We start from the raw sequence: 16,767 nt of genomic DNA, 5'->3' as shown, positions 1-16,767 counted from the left end.
TGCCCCGCGATCCGCCGGGCTGGAACTCTCCGTCGCTCCGCGACGGAAGCCTGGCCCCCGTCCACCCGTTGCCCTGCGATCCGCCGGGGCGGAACTCTCCGTCGCTCCGCGACGGGCTTTCCCACCCGCCCGCCCGTTGCTCTGCGACACACCCACGTCGCCCACCCCGTCGCTCCGCGACGGAAGCCCGACCCCGCTTACCCGTTGCTCCGTCGCGACGGGGCCGCTCTCGTCCCAGCGTAGGAGCCTCATGTCCGCCGCCACCGCCGTCACCAGCACCGCTGTCCGCGAGGGCAGTCCCGTGCAGTCCGGGTCTCGTCCCTCCCGTTCCTCTTCCTCCTCTTCTTCCTCTCCCTCTCTCGCCCTTGTCGCCGCCCTCCTCGGGTTCACCGTCATCACCATCGACGTCACCGCCGTGAACATCGCGCTGCCCGACATCCGTGCCGGCCTGCACGGGGGCATGGCGGGGCTGCAGTGGGTCGTGGATGCGTACACGTTGATGTTCGCCGCGCTGATGCTGTCCGCCGGGGCGCTCGCCGACCGGGCGGGGGCGCGGCGGGCCTACGTCCTGGGTGTGGGGCTCTTCACCGTCGCCTCGCTGGCCTGCGCCCTCGCGCCCGGCATCGGCACGCTGATCGCGGCCCGCGTCGCGCAGGGCGCGGGTGCCGCCGTCGTGATGCCCGCCTCGCTCGCGCTGATCCGGCAGGCCTACGACGACCCGCGTCGCCGGGCCCGTGCCATCGCGCTGTGGACGGTGGGCGGTTCCGTGTCCGTCGCGGTGGGGCCCGTCCTCGGCGGCGTGCTGACGGAGGCCGCCGGGTGGCGCTCCGTCTTCCTCCTCAACCTGCCCGTCGGCGCCGTCATCCTGTTCCTGCTCGCCCGCGTCGCCCGCTCCCCGCGTCGGCCCGCGCCGCTCGACCTCGCCGGGCAGGCGACCGCCGTACTCGCCCTGGCCGGGCTCGCGTTCGCGGTCATCGAGGGCGGACACCTGGGGTGGACGAGCGTGCCCGTGCTCGCCGCCTTCGCCGTCGCCCTCGCCGCCGGAGCCGCCTTCCACCGCGCCGAGAAGCGGCACTCCGCGCCCATGGTCCCGCTCGCACTGCTGCGCCAGCGGCAGGTCGGTGTCGCCCTCGCGGTCGGCTTCGCGGTGAACGCCGGGTTCTACGGCGTGACCTTCCTCCTCGGCCTCTACTACCAGCAGTTGCGCGGCATGTCGGGCGTCGAGGCCGGGCTCATGTTCGTGCCCCTCGCGGCGATCATCACCAGCACCAACCTCATCTCGCCCCGCGCCGCCGAACGGCTCGGGCGGCGGACGGTCATCGTGCTCGGGCAGGCCATCCTCGCCCTCGCCATGTTCGCGCTCGTCCCGCTCGGCGCGGACACGCCCCTGTGGCTCGTCCTCGTGCTGCTCGTCCCCACCGGCCTCGGCGGTGCCTTCGCCGTTCCCGCGCTGACCGCCCAGCTCCTCGACAGCGTCCCCGGCGAACGTGCCGGTACCGCGTCCGGTCTCCTCAACTCCCTTCGCCAGACGGGCGGCGCGATGTCCGTGGCCCTGTTCGGGGCGCTGCTCGCGGGTGGGGGTGAAGGGGGTGACGGTGGTGCGGCCTCCGGCTTCTCGCTCTCCGGGATGCACACGGGGCTCGTCGTCGCGGGCCTGACGCTCTGCGCGACGACCGCTCTCGCGGCGTGGCTCCTTCCGCGGGACTGACCTCGCCCCTGCCCCGGGCGCGTTAACTTCGATGCGTCGGGCAGGGCAGGGCAGGGCACGACATGGCAGGGCGTTGTAGGGCACGGGAGCTAGGGGTGTGGCGTGGCGGTACTGGGTGGGGGGCGTCGGCGGGGCCTGGTGTGGGGCGTCGCGGTGGTCGGTGCCGTTGCCGCGGTGGGGCTGACGCTGGTGGCCGTTCTGGTGGATCTGGACACGGCCGACCGCGTGGCGAGCCTGGTGGGGGCGGTCGCCGGTCTTGCCGGTCTCGGGTTCTCCGCCTATGCGTTGGCGCAGCCGGGCGGTGGGAGTGGGAGTGCCTCCCATGGTGTCGTGCGGGCTCGGGGGCGCGGTGCCGTCGCGGCCGGTGGGGACGTGACGGGGAACGCGTTCGGCGCGGACAGCAAGACGTTCAACGGGCGGGCGGGGACGAGGGCGCGGACACAGCCGCAGTCGCCGACGCCGGGGACCAGCAACTCCGGAGGACACGTCTCCGCCCGCGGTGACGGCGCCGTCACCGCCGAAGGCGACGTACGCGGGAACGCCTTCGGGGACGGGAGCGAGGCCGATTCGCGGTGAGTTCCACGGAGAGCGGGAGCGGGAGCGGGAGCGGCAGCGGGAGCGAGGGAGAGGGCGCGGGCCGGAAGCCGTTCCGGCAGCGCGTCGGCGTGCGCGGCGACGGGGCCATCGGCGCCGGGGGCGCCATCACCGGCAACGCCATCGGCGAGAACAGCAGCGTCACACACACGCACACCCATACGTACACCCACATCGAGCAGCAGCTCGTCGTGCAGCAGACCGCCCCACCACACGCCTCCCCCGAAGAGGTCGACGCCGCCCTGTGCCAGTACGCCACACGCGTCCGCGAGTGCTACGGCCGCCTCGACCTGGACGTCCTCATCCCCACGGAAGAGGGCGACCATCCGCCGGTCGAGCTCGACGCGGTGTTCGTGCCGCCGCTCGTCCGTGCCGATCCGCCCCCGGTCGAGCTGCCGCGCGATCTCCTCAACCGGCTCCTGGAATCCGGCGATTGGCCCGACGATCTGCTGCCGCCGGACCTGGAGCTCGATCCGCAGGTGCTGGAGCGGGCGCGCCGGGTCTACCTGGAGCGGCCCGTGCGGGAGGTGCTCGAGGTCCTCGCCGATCCCGGTCCCGGGGCGGACCGGACGGTGCTGCTCGGGGATCCGGGCGCGGGCAAGTCGACGCTGGCGCACCACGTGGCGCTGGCCCTGACGGGCTCCGTGCCGCCCGGTCCGCTGGAGGCCCTTTCGGGCCGCGTGCCGCTCGTCGTGGAGCTCCGCGAGTACGCCGCCGCGCCCTGGCGGGACCGTACCTTCGAGGACTTCTTCGACCACCTGCACACCACGAAGGGCCTGGCACCGCCCCGTCCGGTGCTCGACCGGCTCCTCGCCGAGGGGCGCGTGGTCGTCGTCTTCGACGGGCTCGACGAGCTCTTCGACCCCGCGGCGCGCGAGCAGGTCGGCCACCGCATCGCCGACTTCGCGAGCCGTCACGGGGCGGCCGGGACGCGGGTGGTCGTCACCTCCCGCGTCATCGGCTACCAGCGCGGCGTGCTCGAACGCGCCGACTTCGCCCACCACATGATCCAGGACCTGAGCGTCGAGCAGATCGGCCGCTTCACGCGCCAGTGGTACGCGACTGCGTGCCCGCACGACACCGAGCGTGCCGGACGCCTGTCCCGCCGCCTCCAGGACGCGGTGAGCGACTCCCGACCCATACGTGAACTCGCGGGCAATCCGCTCCTGTTGACCATCCTGGCCGTCATCGGCCGCCGCCGTGAGCTGCCCCGCGACCGGCAGGGCGTCTACCGCCACGCGGTCGCGGTCCTGGTCGCCCACTGGGACGAGCACGCCAAGCACCTGCGGGACCCGGCAGGGGCCGACGCCATGGCGTACCTGGGCGACGAGGACCGGCACGAGCTGCTCCGCCTCGTGGCGCGCCGCATGCAGGACGGCCGCGGCGGCATCGCGGGCAACCACATCCACGCCGACGAACTCCTCGCCACGTTCAAGCAGTACCTGTGCGAGCAGTACGAACTGCCCGTCGTACAGGCGGTGGCGGCGGCCCGGACGATGGTCCGGCAGTTCCGGGAGCGGAACTTCATCCTGAGCCACTACGGGGGCGGGGTGTACGGGTTCGTGCACCGGGCGTTCCTGGAGTATCTGGCGGCGGAGGACATCGACCGGCGGTACACGCGCTACCGGGAGTGGAGCCGGGCGGAGCTCGTCGAGGAGGTCTTCGCCGGGCACGCGGCGGACCCCGCCTGGCACGAGGTGCTGCTGCTCCTGGTCGGGCAGATCGGGGAGCCGGAGGCCGCGGCGGCGATCGACCGGCTGCTGGCGCTGCACCGGTCGCGGACCGGCGAGTACGACACGCGGTTCGTCCTGCTGGCCGTCCGTGCGCTGGCGGAGGTGCGCAGGGTCGGGCCGCTGGCGGCGCAGAGCCGGGCGGTCGTCGACGCGGTGATCGTGCTGTTGGAGTCGGTGGACCCCGACAGTCACGTCATCCCCGAACTCGCCGATGCGCTCCCCGCGTTCGGGGCCTTCGCGCCACACTGGAGCGGCCGGGCCCGGCTGCTGCGCTGGTTCCATCTGCGGGGGCAGTACGCGCGTGCGGCGGGGGTGTCCGTACGGATCGCCTGCGCGCTGTATCAGGGGGCGGCGCCGCACCGGGTCCTGGCGGTGCACGGCCATACCCCGGAGTTGCAGGGCGAGGCCATGGAGCAGCTGGCCCGCAGGTGGGGCGACGAGGGTGCGACCTGGGACGTGATCCGCGAGCGCATGGTCGCCGACCGGGCCTCCGACGCCCGCAAGGCCGCCCTGTTGCTCCTGCGCAAGCACCGGTGGGACGAGGCGGCCACGCGGGAGCTGGTGAGGGAGCGGGCGGTCGCCGACCCGAGCGAATGGGTGCGCAAGGAAGCGCTGCACGCGCTCGCCACGGCTCCGTCGCAGGAGGAGGCGGACGTCGTCGACCTGGCCTGGGACCGTGCGACCGCCGATCCTCATCAGCTGGTCCGCGGGGAGGCGTTGCGGGCCTTGGCCCGGTTGCGGGGCGGCGAGGAGGAGACGCTGCGGCTGATCAGGACCGCGGTGACGTCCGCCGCGGAGCCGGGCGTGCGCGCCGCAGCTCTGGAGGTCATGTATCTGCAGTGGAAGTCCGACCCCGGCACGCGCGACCTGGTCGCCGAGGTCGCTGTCCGGGATTCCGCGGTCCATGTCCGGCATTTGGCATTGGCTGTGCTGCCGCACGGTTGGCGGGAAGAGGCCGCCACCCTGCGTCTCCTCTGCGAGCGCGTCGTCGACGACCCCGACGAGATCGTCCGGGGTGCCGTGGTGGATTCGATGATGACCGGTTGGCCGGAGCACAGCCGGGTCCGGGAGCTGGCGGGCGACCGCTTGTGTCACGACCCCTCCGAGTACGTCCGCTACCGCGCTCTGGATGCGTGGCGCCGGGGGCCGGACGACGATGACGCCGCGTGGGAACCGCTGCGTCATTGCGCACGGCACGACGAGCGGTTCACGATGCGGAGTCTCGCTCTGGGAAAGCTGAGTGACCTCGCCGGGGACGACGCCGCGACCGCGGAACTGCTGCGCGACCGCCTGTTCGGCGACCCCGACGGTGACACCCGCGCCAACGCCCTGCACTGGCTCACGAAGCTGCGCCCCGCCGACGACGCCGTCTGGCGAATGGCCCGGGAACTGGCGGTCGACGCTCCGCACGGGAGAACCCGTGCGGCTGCCCTGGAGCGGCTGGCCGCGTGCCGGGGCGAGGATCCCGGTACGTGGCAAATCGTCCGGGGCCGCGCCATCACCGACCCCGACCAGCGCGTCCGGCTGGAGGCCGCCCAGCAGTTGGGCGCCCGGGACGACACGGGGGACTTCCTCCGCTCCCTGGCGGTCGGCGACCCCGCCCCGTCGGTCCGCCGCGCCGCCTTGCAGGCCCTGGGACGGCGTCCGGACGGCGTGGCCGGTGGCTGGCGGGCCATCACCGGTCTCGCCGCCACTGACCCCGACGACCGCACCCGCCTCGTCGCCCTCCAACTGCTCGGCGCCCTGCGTGCGTCGGACCCGGATAGGGGTGGCGTCCTGCGTGAGTGTGCGCGCTCCGACGTCGACCCCAAGGTCCGCCGCTCCGCGCTGCGTTGGCTGGCCGTCGTCGACCCGGGCGACTCCGGCGCCGAGGCGGCCCGCGACCGCGCCGTCGCCGACCCGGCCGCCGACGTGCGCATCGCCGCCCTCCGCGTCCTGGCGTTCGGCTGGCCGGCGCGTCCGGACACGCTGCCGCTGCTCAGGGAGCGGACCGGCGCCGACGCCGACGCGGAGGTCCGTGAGGAGGCCGTACGCGCCCTCGCCGCGGCGGAGGCGATGGCGCCGCGCGACGGGGAGGCGCAGCCCGACCGGGAGCTGCCGTGACGTCAGGCGGCCCCGCACCTCCGGCCGACCGTGAAGCCGACCTCGTGGACGGAGTTCCGGGAGCCCGGGGGCGGCTGGACGCGGCCCGCCGCGTCCGTCGCGCGTGAGCGGACCGTGTGTGCGGGCCGGGCGCGAGCGTGCGGCGCAGGGAGAAGCCCTGCCAGGCCGGGTCGGCGCCGAGGACGTCGAGGGTGGCCGGTTCCCACGGGCCGCCGTCGAAGGAGAGGTCGAGGCGGGTGACCTCCGTCGTGCTCCAGGTGCGGCCTCTGAACGCCCAGGTTCCGTAAGGGAGTTCGGCGCCGACCGCCGGGGAGAGGATCTTGCTGTTGACGTCCACCGCGCGCACCGGCTGCGGGGTGTCGTGACCCGGGAGCGTCCGCGTGTAGAAGGTCGTCGTGAACATGAGCTCCGGGCGTTCGTCCGTCAGGACGATCCGGGTCAGCCACTTCACCGAGTTGGTGCCGAACATGCGCGGGACCACGGCCCGCAGCGGGGCCCCGTGCCGGGCGGGCAGGGGCTCGCCGTTCATGCCGTGGGCGAGGAACACGTCGCGGCGGGCGGTCTCCAGGGGGAGGTCCTTCACGTACGCGACGCCGTCCTCGCCGTGGAAGGAGCCGGTGTCCGCGCCCTCGAAGAGCACGTGCCGGGCGGCGGGCAGCGGGCCCGCGCGGTCCAGGAGCGCGGCCAGCGGCAGGCCCGTCCACTCGACGTTCGTCACCGCGCGCGTGGGCGTGTCGGGCCGCAGCGGGCTGCCGAAGCACTCGTGGACGGCGATGAGCTGGTCGGACGGCAGGGCGCGGAGCGCCGCCAGGTCCAGGCGCAGGGGGCGCTCCACCAGGCCCTCGACCGTCAGCGTCCAGGCCGCCGGGTCGATGTCGGGGAAGCCGAGGTGGGCGCGTACGAAGACGTTGTCCACCGGGGTGACGAAGTCGGGGCCCGGTGCGGGGTCCGCGTGCGAGGGGTCTTCCGGCGGGGGCGTGCGGGGCGGCGTGAGCGGCGTGACGGGCGGCGTGGTGGGTGCGGTCATCTGGCGGCTCCCTTTCCGGGGCTGCGCGGGCTGCGGGGGCTGCCGGGGCTTCCCGGGCCCTCCGGTTCCGCGCCCGGCTCCGTTCCGCCGCGGTGCGGTGCCGCGTCCGATCCCTTCATCGCCAGGACGAACAGGGCCAGCATGGCCAGGGACAGAGCTGTGGGCGCTATGAGCATGACGAGAAATCCCCCCGGTTCCCGAAGTCGTGCAAACCTCAAGATCCTAGGGGGACGACGCGCCGCGGCCCACTCCTTTTTGACGTGCATCGCCGTGCATCGCCGTACACCGCCGTGCACCGCCGCCGTGCACCGGCCTGCACCGGAGTGCGGCCCCGCCTCGGAGCCGCACCCCAACACCTGCCTCCCCGCTCAGCAGTTGCCCCGCGCCCCCTTCCCCGCGAACCGCTCCGCCAGCCACTGCGCGGCGAACGGCGACTGGGTGATCACTCCGCTGACGTGCTCGCCGACCGGCACCGTGTGCCACTCCACGTTCGCGCCCCGCGCGCACCAGTCCGCGCGGACCTGCTTGCCCACGGCGTACGGAATGAGCTCGTCCGCGAGCGCGTGGTACTGGTACACGGGCGCGTCCGGCTTGACCGTGCCGACCCGCGACTCGTTCAGGCGCTGCTTCCAGTCGGGCTGTTCCAGGGGGTTCTTCGTCGTCATCGACGCGATCGTCTTGAACGAGCCGAGCACCGAGCCGTCCGCGACGCAGGAGTTCCGCAGCGCGCCGATCAGCTTCTTGCCCTCCGGGTTGAGGTAGGAGTCGAGCTTCAGCTCGGGGAAGGCCGCGTTCTGGCCGATCGCCGCCATGAAGATCAGGCCCGACCCGTACAGGCCGTCGTTGAACTTCGCGACCTTCAGCAGGTCCCCGGGGATGCCGCCGGTCGCCGTGCCCTTGACGTCGAGGTCGGGTGCGTACGAACCGTGCAGCTCCGCCGCCCACGACGAGGCCTGGCCGCCCTGCGAGTAGCCCATGATGCCGACCGGCGTGTCCTTGCCGAGGCCCGCCCCGGGCAGGCGGATCGCGGCGCGGGCCGCGTCCAGCATGGCCTGGCCCTCGGCGCGGCCCACCGTGTACGTGTGGTCCCCGGGGGTGCCGAGGCCCTCGTAGTCGGTGACGGCCACCGCCCAGCCGCGCAGGGTGAGCTGCTGGATGAGGTTGGCCTCCAGCGTGGTGCCCTTGGGGAAGCCCGCGCTGGGCGCGCAGTGGTCGCCGACGCCGACGGTCCCCACGGCGTACGTGATCAGCGGGCGGGGGCCCTTCCTGCCGTCCTGCGGCACGATGACCGTCCCCGAGACGGTGTTCGGCTCGCCCTTGGCCGTGGTCGAGCGGTAGTGGATCTTCCAGGCCCTGGTGTTCGTCGGCTGGCCCGGCAGCGGGTGGAAGCTGCTGGGCTCGGAGGCCACGATGTCGCCGGGGGAATCGGCGGCCGAGGCTGCTCCGACGGGGGCGCCGGTGGGCCTTTCGGTGGGCCGTTCGGTGGGGGTTCCGGCGGTGGGTCCGGTGCCTTCCGCGTGTGCCGTGGTGAGCGGGGTGACGGCCGACAGGCCGAGCGCGGCCACCACGGCCCACGCTCTGACGCTGGTACGTGTGTGCATGCGGCTCTCCCAACTGTCCTCAGGGGCGGGGGTGTTCGGGGGTGTTCTGGCAACGACCGTAGTGACCTGCGGGTAATCGCCGGGATGACCGGGACGCTCACCTTCGTTGACTCCGGCTCGCAGGTATCCAGGGGGCCGTCACGGCGCTACGTTCCCAGAGGGGGAGCCGCGGGGCTCGGAACGACTGGGGGTGTGGCGATGCTCGACGACGCCATGACAGCGCTGGCGGCCGAGGGGTCGGCCGCCGTCGTGCAGGCCGCGGGGACGGACGCCTGGGGCGGCGTGCGGGGACCGGTGGCCCGGTGGTTCGGCCGGGGCGACCCGGCGCGCGAACGGGCCGAGCTGGCCCGCCTGGACCGCACGGACAAGCAGCTCACCGGGGTGGACGGCGATCTGGGGCGGCGGCTGCGCGGGGACGAGCAGATCTCCTGGCGCACCCGCTTCGAGATCGCTCTGGACGACCTGGACGACGGCGTGCGCCGGGACCTGGGCGACGGACTGCGGGAGCTGGTGAAGGAGCTGCGGGCCACCATCGCGCGCAGCGGGCCCACCGTCGGGCACCTGACGGCCTCCGGGCCCGGCGGGCAGGCCACCCTGGGCTCCGTCGTGAACTACGGCAGCCCGGTCAACATCGGCGAGATGCACGGGGACCTGCGGCTAGACCGCCCTTCCCCGCCGGATCCGGCCGAGGGCTGAGCGGACCGGCGGGTGTCAGGCCGTTCACACGGCACAGCCCCCACATCGTCGGAGTACTGCCCCAGGAGGCGCACTGTTTCCAGGACCGAGGCGTCGGCAGACGCCTCGCGCACGAGATGGCCGACGGCGGCACCGCCGTGCTCGGCCAGGTCCTCTCCGGCACCGGAGGGGTCGGCAAGACCCAGCTGGCCGCCCGCTACGCCCGCGACCTGCTGCACAGCGGCGAGGTCGACCTGCTCCTGTGGGTGACCGCGGTCAAGCGTGAGGCCGTCGTCGCGGCGTACGCGCAGGCCGCCGAGGACGTGCTCGGCATCACCCTCGCCGACTCGGAGCAGGCCGCCGCCCGCTTCCTGGCCTGGCTGGAGCCGCGGCCGCCCGGCGACGACGGGGAGCAGGGGCCCGGCTGGATGGTGGTGCTCGACGACCTCACCGACCCGGTCGACCTGCTCGCCGACCCCGTCACGCCCCGTATCGCCCTGTGGCCGCCCGCGGGCCCGCACGGCAGGACCCTGGTCACCACGCGGCGCCGCGACGCCGTGCTGACCGGGCACGGGCACCGCTGCATCGACGTCGGCCTGTTCGACAGGGAGGAGTCGGTCGCGTACCTCACGCAGGTGCTCGCGGGGGAGCGCAGGGACACGGGCAACGGCTCGGTCCCGGCCGTGGCGCAGTCGCCCGACTGCATCGCGCTGCTCGCCGAGGACCTCGGGGACCTGCCGCTCGCGCTGTCGCAGGCCGCGGCGTACCTCCTGGAGACCGGCCTCGACTGCCCCCGCTACCGCACCCTCCTCGCGGGCCGCACGCGTGACCTGGCCCGTCTGGTGCCCGAGCCCGGCTCGCTGCCCGACGCGCAGACCGTCACCCTCGCCGCGACCTGGTCGCTCTCCGTCGACCGCGCCGACCGCATGCGGCCGCGGGGCCTGGCGAGCCCGCTGCTCGTCCTCATCGCCCTGCTCGACCCCAGCGGCATCCCCGCGGCGGTGCTCACCGGCGCGGCGGCCCGCGGCTACCTCGCCCGGCACCGCGCCGGACCCGGGCGGTCCGAGGCGGCCGGTGAGCCCGGTGAGCCCGGTGAGCCCGAAGATCCCGTGGAGGCCTTCGACGCCGTCGACGCGCTGCGCGCCCTGCACCGCATGCACCTCATCGACTACACGCCCGGCGTCCCCCACCAGGCCGTCCGCGTCCACCAGCTGGTCCAGCGCAGCATCCGCGAGACCCTCACCCGGGACCGCACCGACGAGGCCGCGGTGGCCGCCGCCGACGCGCTGGTCGAGGCCTGGCCCGAGGTCGAGAAGGACGCCGCGCTCGGCCGGGCGCTGCGCGCGAACGCCGACGCGCTGCGGAGCGTCGCCGACGGGCCGCTGTGGGCGGAGCAGGCGCACGACGTGGTCTTCCGGTCGGCGACCAGTGTGGCGGCGGCCGGGCACTACACGCGCGCCCTGGAGCAGTTCAAGACCCTGGTGCGGCAGGCCGAGCTGCGCCTGGGGCCCGACCACCGCGACACCCTCAGGGCCCGGCTCAACCTGGCCGAGATGTGGGCGATGTCGGGCCACCCGCTGGTCGCGGTCGGCGAACTCCGGGAGGTGGCCGCCGACACCGAGCGGGTCTGCGGGCCCGACGACCCGGAGACGCTGCGTACCCGGCACTCCCTCGCCCACGCGCGGGCGCTCGCCGAGGACGTGCCCGGCGCCCTCGTGGCGTTCGAGCAGGTCCTGTGCGACTTCCAGCGCGAGCTGGGGGACGAGGCGCCCGAGACGCTGAGCGCCCGCAGCTTCCTCGCCCTGTGGTGGGGTGAGGCGGGCGACACGGCCGGGGCGATCGCCGCCCTCGAACAGCTCATCGCCGACCGCGAGGGGCTCCTCGGCCGCGACCACTCCGAGCTGTTCTGGGCCCGGCACAACCTCGCCGGGTACCGGGGGCGTGCGGGGGACACGGACGGCGCCGTGACGGCGTACGAGGAACTGCTCGCCGACCGGGAGCGGGTGCTCGGCCCCGACCACACCGACACGCTGGCCAGCCGCGCCGAACACGCCTACTGGCTGCGGGAGTCGGGCCGCAACACGGTGGCGCTGATGGCCCTGGAGCGGCTCGTCGTCGACATGGAGCGGGTCCTCGGGTCCTGTCACATCGAGCTGTACGGCGTGCTGCGCAGCCTCGCCTTCTGCTGGGAGGAGGCGGGCGACATCGCGGGCTCCGTCCTCGCCCACCGGCAGCAACTGGAAGAGCTGCGCGACGTCTTCGGACCCGACCACGCCACGACGGCGGAGGCCGCCGTCACCCTGACCCGCGCGCTGATCCACCGCGGACGGGAGCTGCGCGACGACAGCAGGACCGCACCATCCGACTCCGAACGGAGAACCGCCATGCCGGAAGAGACCAGCCAGTCGCGGCCCGCCCGCCTGGAGCAGGCCCTCGCCTGCTTCTACGAGGCGCGCGGCCTGACCGACCCCGAGGAGTCGCCGGGCGTCTACGGCATCATCCTGCACGACATCGCCGACACCTACCGCGACGCCCGTGACCTCAAGGAGGCCGTCGAGTACTTCCGGCAGGCGGTCTCGTACAAGCAGCAGGCGGACAATCCGAGCGACCTCGCCACGACGATGACCGCGCTCGCCAACACGCTGGTCGCGATGGGCGAGCGGACCGAGGCGCGGGACGTCCTGGAGCGGCTCACCGTGGAGGTCCCGAAGATCGGGGACACGGAGCGGCGGGCGGCCGTCCTGCACAACATGGCCCTCACCCACGAGGAGTTGGGCCGCATGGGCGTCGAGGGTGCCTACGCCGACGCGGTGGCCGCCTGCCAGGCCGTGCTCGCCCTGGTCGACGGCGAATCCGACCCCGGCTGGTACGCGTCCGTGCTCAAGGACATGGGGGACGTGTACGACGCGCAGGAGATGTTGCCGCAGGCGCACGCGGCGTACGAGGAGGCCGTGCGGTACACCCGCCGCATCGAGGGCACGTCCACGTCACTGATCACCGTGCTGATCGCCCTCGGCCGCACCAGCCGGCGGCTCGGCAAGCAGGAGGGTGAGACGACGGTGTCCGGCGACGGCGCGGCCGTCAACGGCGCGCACTTCGACCGCGCGAGGTCTCAGCCGAGCGACGCACCCCCGGCACCCCCGGCGGCCCCGGCGGACGCCCCACCGCCGTCCGACGGTCCGCCGCCCCCGCCCGACGGCCCGGCACCGGACGCGGCGGCGGACGGCGGGGAGTCGTAGGGACCCGCTCCGGACGGGCGTTCCGTTTCCGTGCGGTAGGAGCCGGGCGTCGTGCCCGTCCAGCGGCGGAACGCCCGGTGGAACGCCGTGTCCTCGGAGAAGCCGAGGCGGGCCGCGAGCTCCGCGATCGGCTCGTGGCCCTCCACCAGCCCCGCGATCGCCGCGTCGCGCCGCACCGCGTCCTTCAACTGCTGGTACGACGTGGACTCCTGGGCGAGCCGACGGCGCAGCGTCGCCGGGCTCACCGCGAGCCGCGCCGCGATCTCGCCGAGGGAGGGCAGCCGCGGCGAGGAGCGCAGGGCGCGGGCGAGGACGCGGCGCACCTGCTCGGCGACCGTCGTGCCGTACTCGCGCCGGGAGAGGAGCTCGAAGGGCGCCCGGCGCAGCATCTCGTCCAGCGCGTCCTCGTCCCTGATGAGCGGCGCGTCCAGCCAGTGCGGGTCGAAGCCCGCGCCGGTCCGCGCCGCGCCGAACCGCACGGGGCACCCGAAGAGCAGCTCGTACTCGTCCTTGTGCGGCGGCGGGGGATGCCCGAACTCGGCCCAGCGCAGCGGGATGCGGCGCCCGATCAGCCAGCTGCACAGCCGGTGCCAGATGATGATGAGGCACTCGGCGAGGAAGTAGTCCTGTTCGAGGTCGTTGCGGACGCCGAACACCGCCTCGTCGCGGTGCCGTTCGAGGACGAGGTCGGGGCCGCCGGGAAACAGGCCGTAGAACGTGGCGCCCCGCTGCACGGCGGTGCCGAGATCGCGGCAGCCCAGCGCGGCCTGGCACATCATCGCGAACGTCCCCGGTCTGCTGAGGGCGGAGCCGAGGCCGAGGAACTCGTCCTGCGTCGCCCGGTACAGCTCCCGGAAGAGCCGGGCGAACTGCGGCGCGGTGACCCGGGCCCGGTCGTCCCCGAGGAGCAGCGGCGGAATCTGCGCTCCCCGCAGCAGCGGCACCGTGTCCACGCCGTGCCGCTCGGCGCCGCGCAGCACGGCCCGTACGTGGTGCACGGTGATCGTCCGCCTGGCCATGTCACGACGTTAACGCCGGGAGGGCTTTCCCAGAACACCGCGCCGCGAGAACGGCTGAGCGGCCCGGCCAGTGGTGCTGACGTTTCCCGTCAGCCCCGGGGCGGGGCGGGCTCCTTAGCGTCGTAGGCATGCAGCAGACGCGGAAGGACCCCGAGAAGCCGTCCGAACTGCCCGGCACCCTCGCCCTCCTGTCGGAGTGGGCGGCCGCCCGTCACGCGGAGCTGCCGGCCCTGCGCTTCCGGCGGGGCGGGGAGTGGGCCGAGATGTCGTACGTGGAACTCCGGGACGCCGCACGCCGGGTGGGCCGGGCGCTACTCGCGCTCGGGGTGCGGGCGGGCGACCGGGTCGCGGTCCTCGCCGAGACCCGCCCCGAGTGGACCTGCACCCACTTCGGCGTCTTCGCGGCGGGCGCCGTCGTGGTCCCGGTCTATCCGACGGCCGGGGACGACGAGGTCGTGTGGGTCCTGTCGGACTCGGGCGCCGAGGTGGTGGTCTGCGAGGACGAGGCGCAGGCCGCGAAGGTCGAGCGGCTGCGGGAACGGCTGCCAGGGGTGCGGCACGTGGTCCTGATGACGGTGGAACCCGCAGAACTCGGGCCGCTCGACGCTCTGTTGGAGCGTGCGGTCGCATGCCGCGGCTCGGACCTGGCCACCGTCATCTACACCTCCGGCACCACGGGACCGCCCAAGGGCTGTCTGCTCACGCACGGCAACCTGCTGGCCGTGCAGGCCGCCACCCTGCCGCTGGTGGACGGCGGGCCCGGCGAGTCCACGTACCTCTATCTGCCGCTCGCCCATCTCCTCGCCCAGCTCATCGAGTTCACGACGCTCATCGCGGGCGGCACGCTCACCTTCTTCGGCGGGCGCATCGAGGACGTCGTCGCCGAGCTCGCCGAGGCACGGCCGACGCATCTGCCGTCCGTGCCGCGGCTGTTCGAGAAGGTCCGGTCCGTGGTGCTGTCCCTCGCCGAGGCGCAGGAGGGCGGGCGCGAGCGGTTCGAGGAGGCCGTCCGCATCGGGGTGCTCGCCGCGGACGGCGTGCTGCCCGATGAGTTGCGGGACGCGTACGAAGCCGCCGACAAGGCGCTCTACAGCCTGGTCAGGCAGGCGCTCGGCGGGCGCGTCCGGTGGGCGCTGACCGGCGGCGCGCCCATCGCGCCGGACACCGTCGACTTCCTGCGGGCCTGCGGGATCGCGGTCTACGAGGGGTACGGGATGACGGAGTCGGCGGGCGTCCTCACCCTCAACCACCCGGGCGCGGTCCGCTACGGGACGGTCGGCCGTCCCGTCGACGGCGTGGAGATCCGCATCGCCGACGACGGGGAGGTCCTGGCCCGGGGCGCCATGGTCTTCCCCGGCTACCACAACGACCCCCGGGCCACGGCCGACGTCCTCGACGGCGAAGGCTGGCTGCACACGGGGGATCTGGGCGTGCTCGACGAGGACGGGTTCCTCGCGATCACGGGCCGCAAGAAGGACCTCATCATCACCTCCGGCGGCAAGAACCTCACCCCGTCGCTGAGTGAACTCGCCATCGAGACCTCGCGGTTCGTCTCCCGTGCCGTGATGGTCGGCGACCACCGGCCCTATCCGGTCGCCCTCGTCACGCTGGACGCGGAGGAGATCGCGGGGTGGGCGGCGCGGGAAGGGGTGACGCTGAGCGGCCCCGCCGCCCGCGACCGGCGCGTCCGCGCCCTGGTCCAGGAGGCGGTGGACGCTGCCAACGCCACGGTCTCGCGGCCCGCCCGCATCCGTGACTTCACCGTCCTCGACGAGGACTTCACGGTGGCGGGCGGCCTGCTCACGCCGAGCCTGAAGGTGCGCAGGAAGGCCGTGACGGAGCGGTACGCGCGGACGGTGGACGAGCTGTACGAGCGGGGGGCCGCTGCCGGGGCCCGGTAGCCGCGGGCCGCTACTGGACGCCGGCCAGCCGCAGCAGCGCCGTGGTCGCCGCCGCACCCACCACGACCACGGCGAAGGGCGCCCTGCGCCAGGCGAGCACCCCGCCCGCCAGCACCCCGGCGGGCCTCGCCCACCCCGCGAAGCCCTGCCCCTCGGTGAGCGCCCCGGTGGCGAGCAGCGCGACGAGCAGGACGGTGGCGCCCACGGCCAGCATCTCCTGGACGCGGGCGGGGAGTTCGACGCGGCCGTGCAGGACGGGCCCGGCCAGGCGGAAGACGTACGTTCCCGCGGCCAGCGCGAGGATGCAGGCGAGTGTGGCGTTCATGCGGCGCTCCTCGAAGAGGCGGGGCGGGGGCGGCGGGGTCCGCGGCGGGCCGCGAGCAGGCCGAGGAGGGCGAGGAGCACCGGGACGCCCGCGGGCAGCAGCGGCGCCGCGACGACCGCGATGACGGCACCGGCCGCCGAGGCCCGCCGTGCCGCACTGTCGGCGCGCAGGGCGGGCAGCACCAGGGCGAGCAGCACCGCGGGGAACGCGGCATCGAGCCCGAACCGGGCGGTGTCGCCGATCGCGGACCCGGCGAGGGCGCCCGCGAGCACGCTGAGGTTCCATGCGGCGAACAGGCCGGTGCCGGATATCCAGAAGGCCGCCCTGCGCTGTCTGCGGCCCTGCTGGGCGAGGACGAACGCGGCGGTCTCGTCCGTGACGAGGTGCGCGCCGATCAGCCGCGCGGTCCAGGACCTGCCGAGGTCGTCGGCGAGGGCCAGACTGAACGCGGCCGTGCGGGAGTTGAGCAGCAGTCCGGTCGCCGCGGCCGCCACCGGGCCGCCGCCCGCGGTGAGCACGCCGACCGCGCTGAACTGGGCGGAGCCCGCGTACACGAGCAGCGACATGAGCACCGGCACCCACACGGGAAGCCCGCCCCCGACGGCGATGGCGCCGAAGGAGATGCCGACGACGGCGTCGGCGAGCCAGACGAGTGCGATGTCGCGCAGCACGCCGGGCGGCAGGTCGGAGAGGCGGACGAGGCCCGTGGACCCCTCGTCCGTTCGGCAGGACGGATCGTCTGTTCGGTGTGGCGAACGCATGCGTCGTAGGATGGGCGGAGCGGATCGCGTTCGTCAAGCCGAACGATCGGTACCCTGTACCGAACGAACGGGGAAGAGGGC

9 protein-coding genes and 2 pseudogenes are annotated in these 16,767 nt (G+C 74.2%); 6 read left to right on the top strand and 5 right to left on the bottom strand.

Features of this window, described 5'->3' with window-relative positions; translation table 11 throughout:
* The first annotated feature begins 250 nt into the window (after positions 1-250).
* The 3 genes and pseudogenes from ABZV77_RS08740 to ABZV77_RS08730 all read left to right on the top strand — a co-directional run.
* A complete protein-coding gene (locus tag ABZV77_RS08740) occupies positions 251-1,708 on the top strand; it encodes an MFS transporter (RefSeq protein WP_356252070.1) in 1,458 nt (485 codons plus the stop codon).
* A 102-nt stretch (positions 1,709-1,810) separates the two neighbouring features.
* A complete protein-coding gene (locus tag ABZV77_RS08735; RefSeq protein WP_356252067.1) occupies positions 1,811-2,284 on the top strand; it encodes a hypothetical protein in 474 nt (157 codons plus the stop codon).
* Positions 2,281-5,862 (top strand): annotated as a pseudogene (locus tag ABZV77_RS08730) (HEAT repeat domain-containing protein); the annotation flags it as partial. The gene ABZV77_RS08735 and the pseudogene ABZV77_RS08730, both read left to right, overlap by 4 nt.
* 151 nt (positions 5,863-6,013) lie before the next feature.
* Here ABZV77_RS08730 and ABZV77_RS08725 read toward each other — a convergent pair.
* Both ABZV77_RS08725 and ABZV77_RS08720 read right to left on the bottom strand, forming a co-directional pair.
* Positions 6,014-7,165: a molybdopterin-dependent oxidoreductase gene (locus ABZV77_RS08725; protein WP_356252064.1), complete on the bottom strand. Its 1,152-nt coding sequence runs from the start codon at positions 7,163-7,165 to the stop codon at positions 6,014-6,016.
* A 368-nt stretch (positions 7,166-7,533) separates the two neighbouring features.
* Complete coding sequence (locus tag ABZV77_RS08720; RefSeq protein ID WP_356252061.1) at positions 7,534-8,766, bottom strand: lipase family protein; 1,233 nt, start codon at positions 8,764-8,766, stop codon at positions 7,534-7,536.
* 198 nt (positions 8,767-8,964) lie between these two features.
* Here ABZV77_RS08720 and ABZV77_RS08715 point away from each other — a divergent pair, with 198 nt between their 5' ends.
* On the top strand, positions 8,965-9,462 hold the full coding sequence (locus ABZV77_RS08715) for a hypothetical protein (protein ID WP_356252058.1): 498 nt from the start codon (positions 8,965-8,967) through the stop codon (positions 9,460-9,462).
* A gap of 116 nt (positions 9,463-9,578) precedes the next feature.
* A pseudogene (locus ABZV77_RS08710) lies at positions 9,579-12,119 on the top strand (tetratricopeptide repeat protein); the annotation flags it as partial.
* Positions 12,120-12,553: 434 nt separating this feature from the next.
* On the opposite strand, the gene ABZV77_RS08705 reads toward ABZV77_RS08710, so the two are convergent.
* A complete protein-coding gene (locus ABZV77_RS08705) occupies positions 12,554-13,699 on the bottom strand; it encodes an AraC family transcriptional regulator (protein WP_356252055.1) in 1,146 nt (381 codons plus the stop codon).
* A gap of 128 nt (positions 13,700-13,827) precedes the next feature.
* Here ABZV77_RS08705 and ABZV77_RS08700 point away from each other — a divergent pair, with 128 nt between their 5' ends.
* Positions 13,828-15,600 (top strand): long-chain fatty acid--CoA ligase, encoded by a 1,773-nt coding sequence (locus tag ABZV77_RS08700; RefSeq protein WP_356252052.1) that lies wholly within the window; start codon positions 13,828-13,830, stop codon positions 15,598-15,600.
* A 10-nt stretch (positions 15,601-15,610) separates the two neighbouring features.
* On the opposite strand, the gene ABZV77_RS08695 is transcribed toward ABZV77_RS08700, so the two are convergent.
* Positions 15,611-15,925, bottom strand: a complete 315-nt coding sequence (locus ABZV77_RS08695; RefSeq protein WP_356252049.1) for an AzlD domain-containing protein — start codon at positions 15,923-15,925, stop codon at positions 15,611-15,613.
* Positions 15,922-16,686 carry an AzlC family ABC transporter permease gene (locus ABZV77_RS08690; protein WP_356252046.1) on the bottom strand — a complete coding sequence of 255 codons (765 nt, stop codon included), beginning with the start codon at positions 16,684-16,686 and terminating at the stop codon, positions 15,922-15,924. Before ABZV77_RS08690 ends, ABZV77_RS08695 begins: the two co-directional genes overlap by 4 nt.
* Between the last annotated feature and the right edge of the window lie 81 nt (positions 16,687-16,767).

It is taken from the genome of Streptomyces sp. NPDC004732 (genome assembly GCF_040609235.1).
GTDB lineage: Bacteria > Actinomycetota > Actinomycetes > Streptomycetales > Streptomycetaceae > Streptomyces.
The sequence above is the reverse complement of the archived record's forward strand: the minus strand, read 5'-3'. Positions and strand labels throughout refer to the sequence as shown.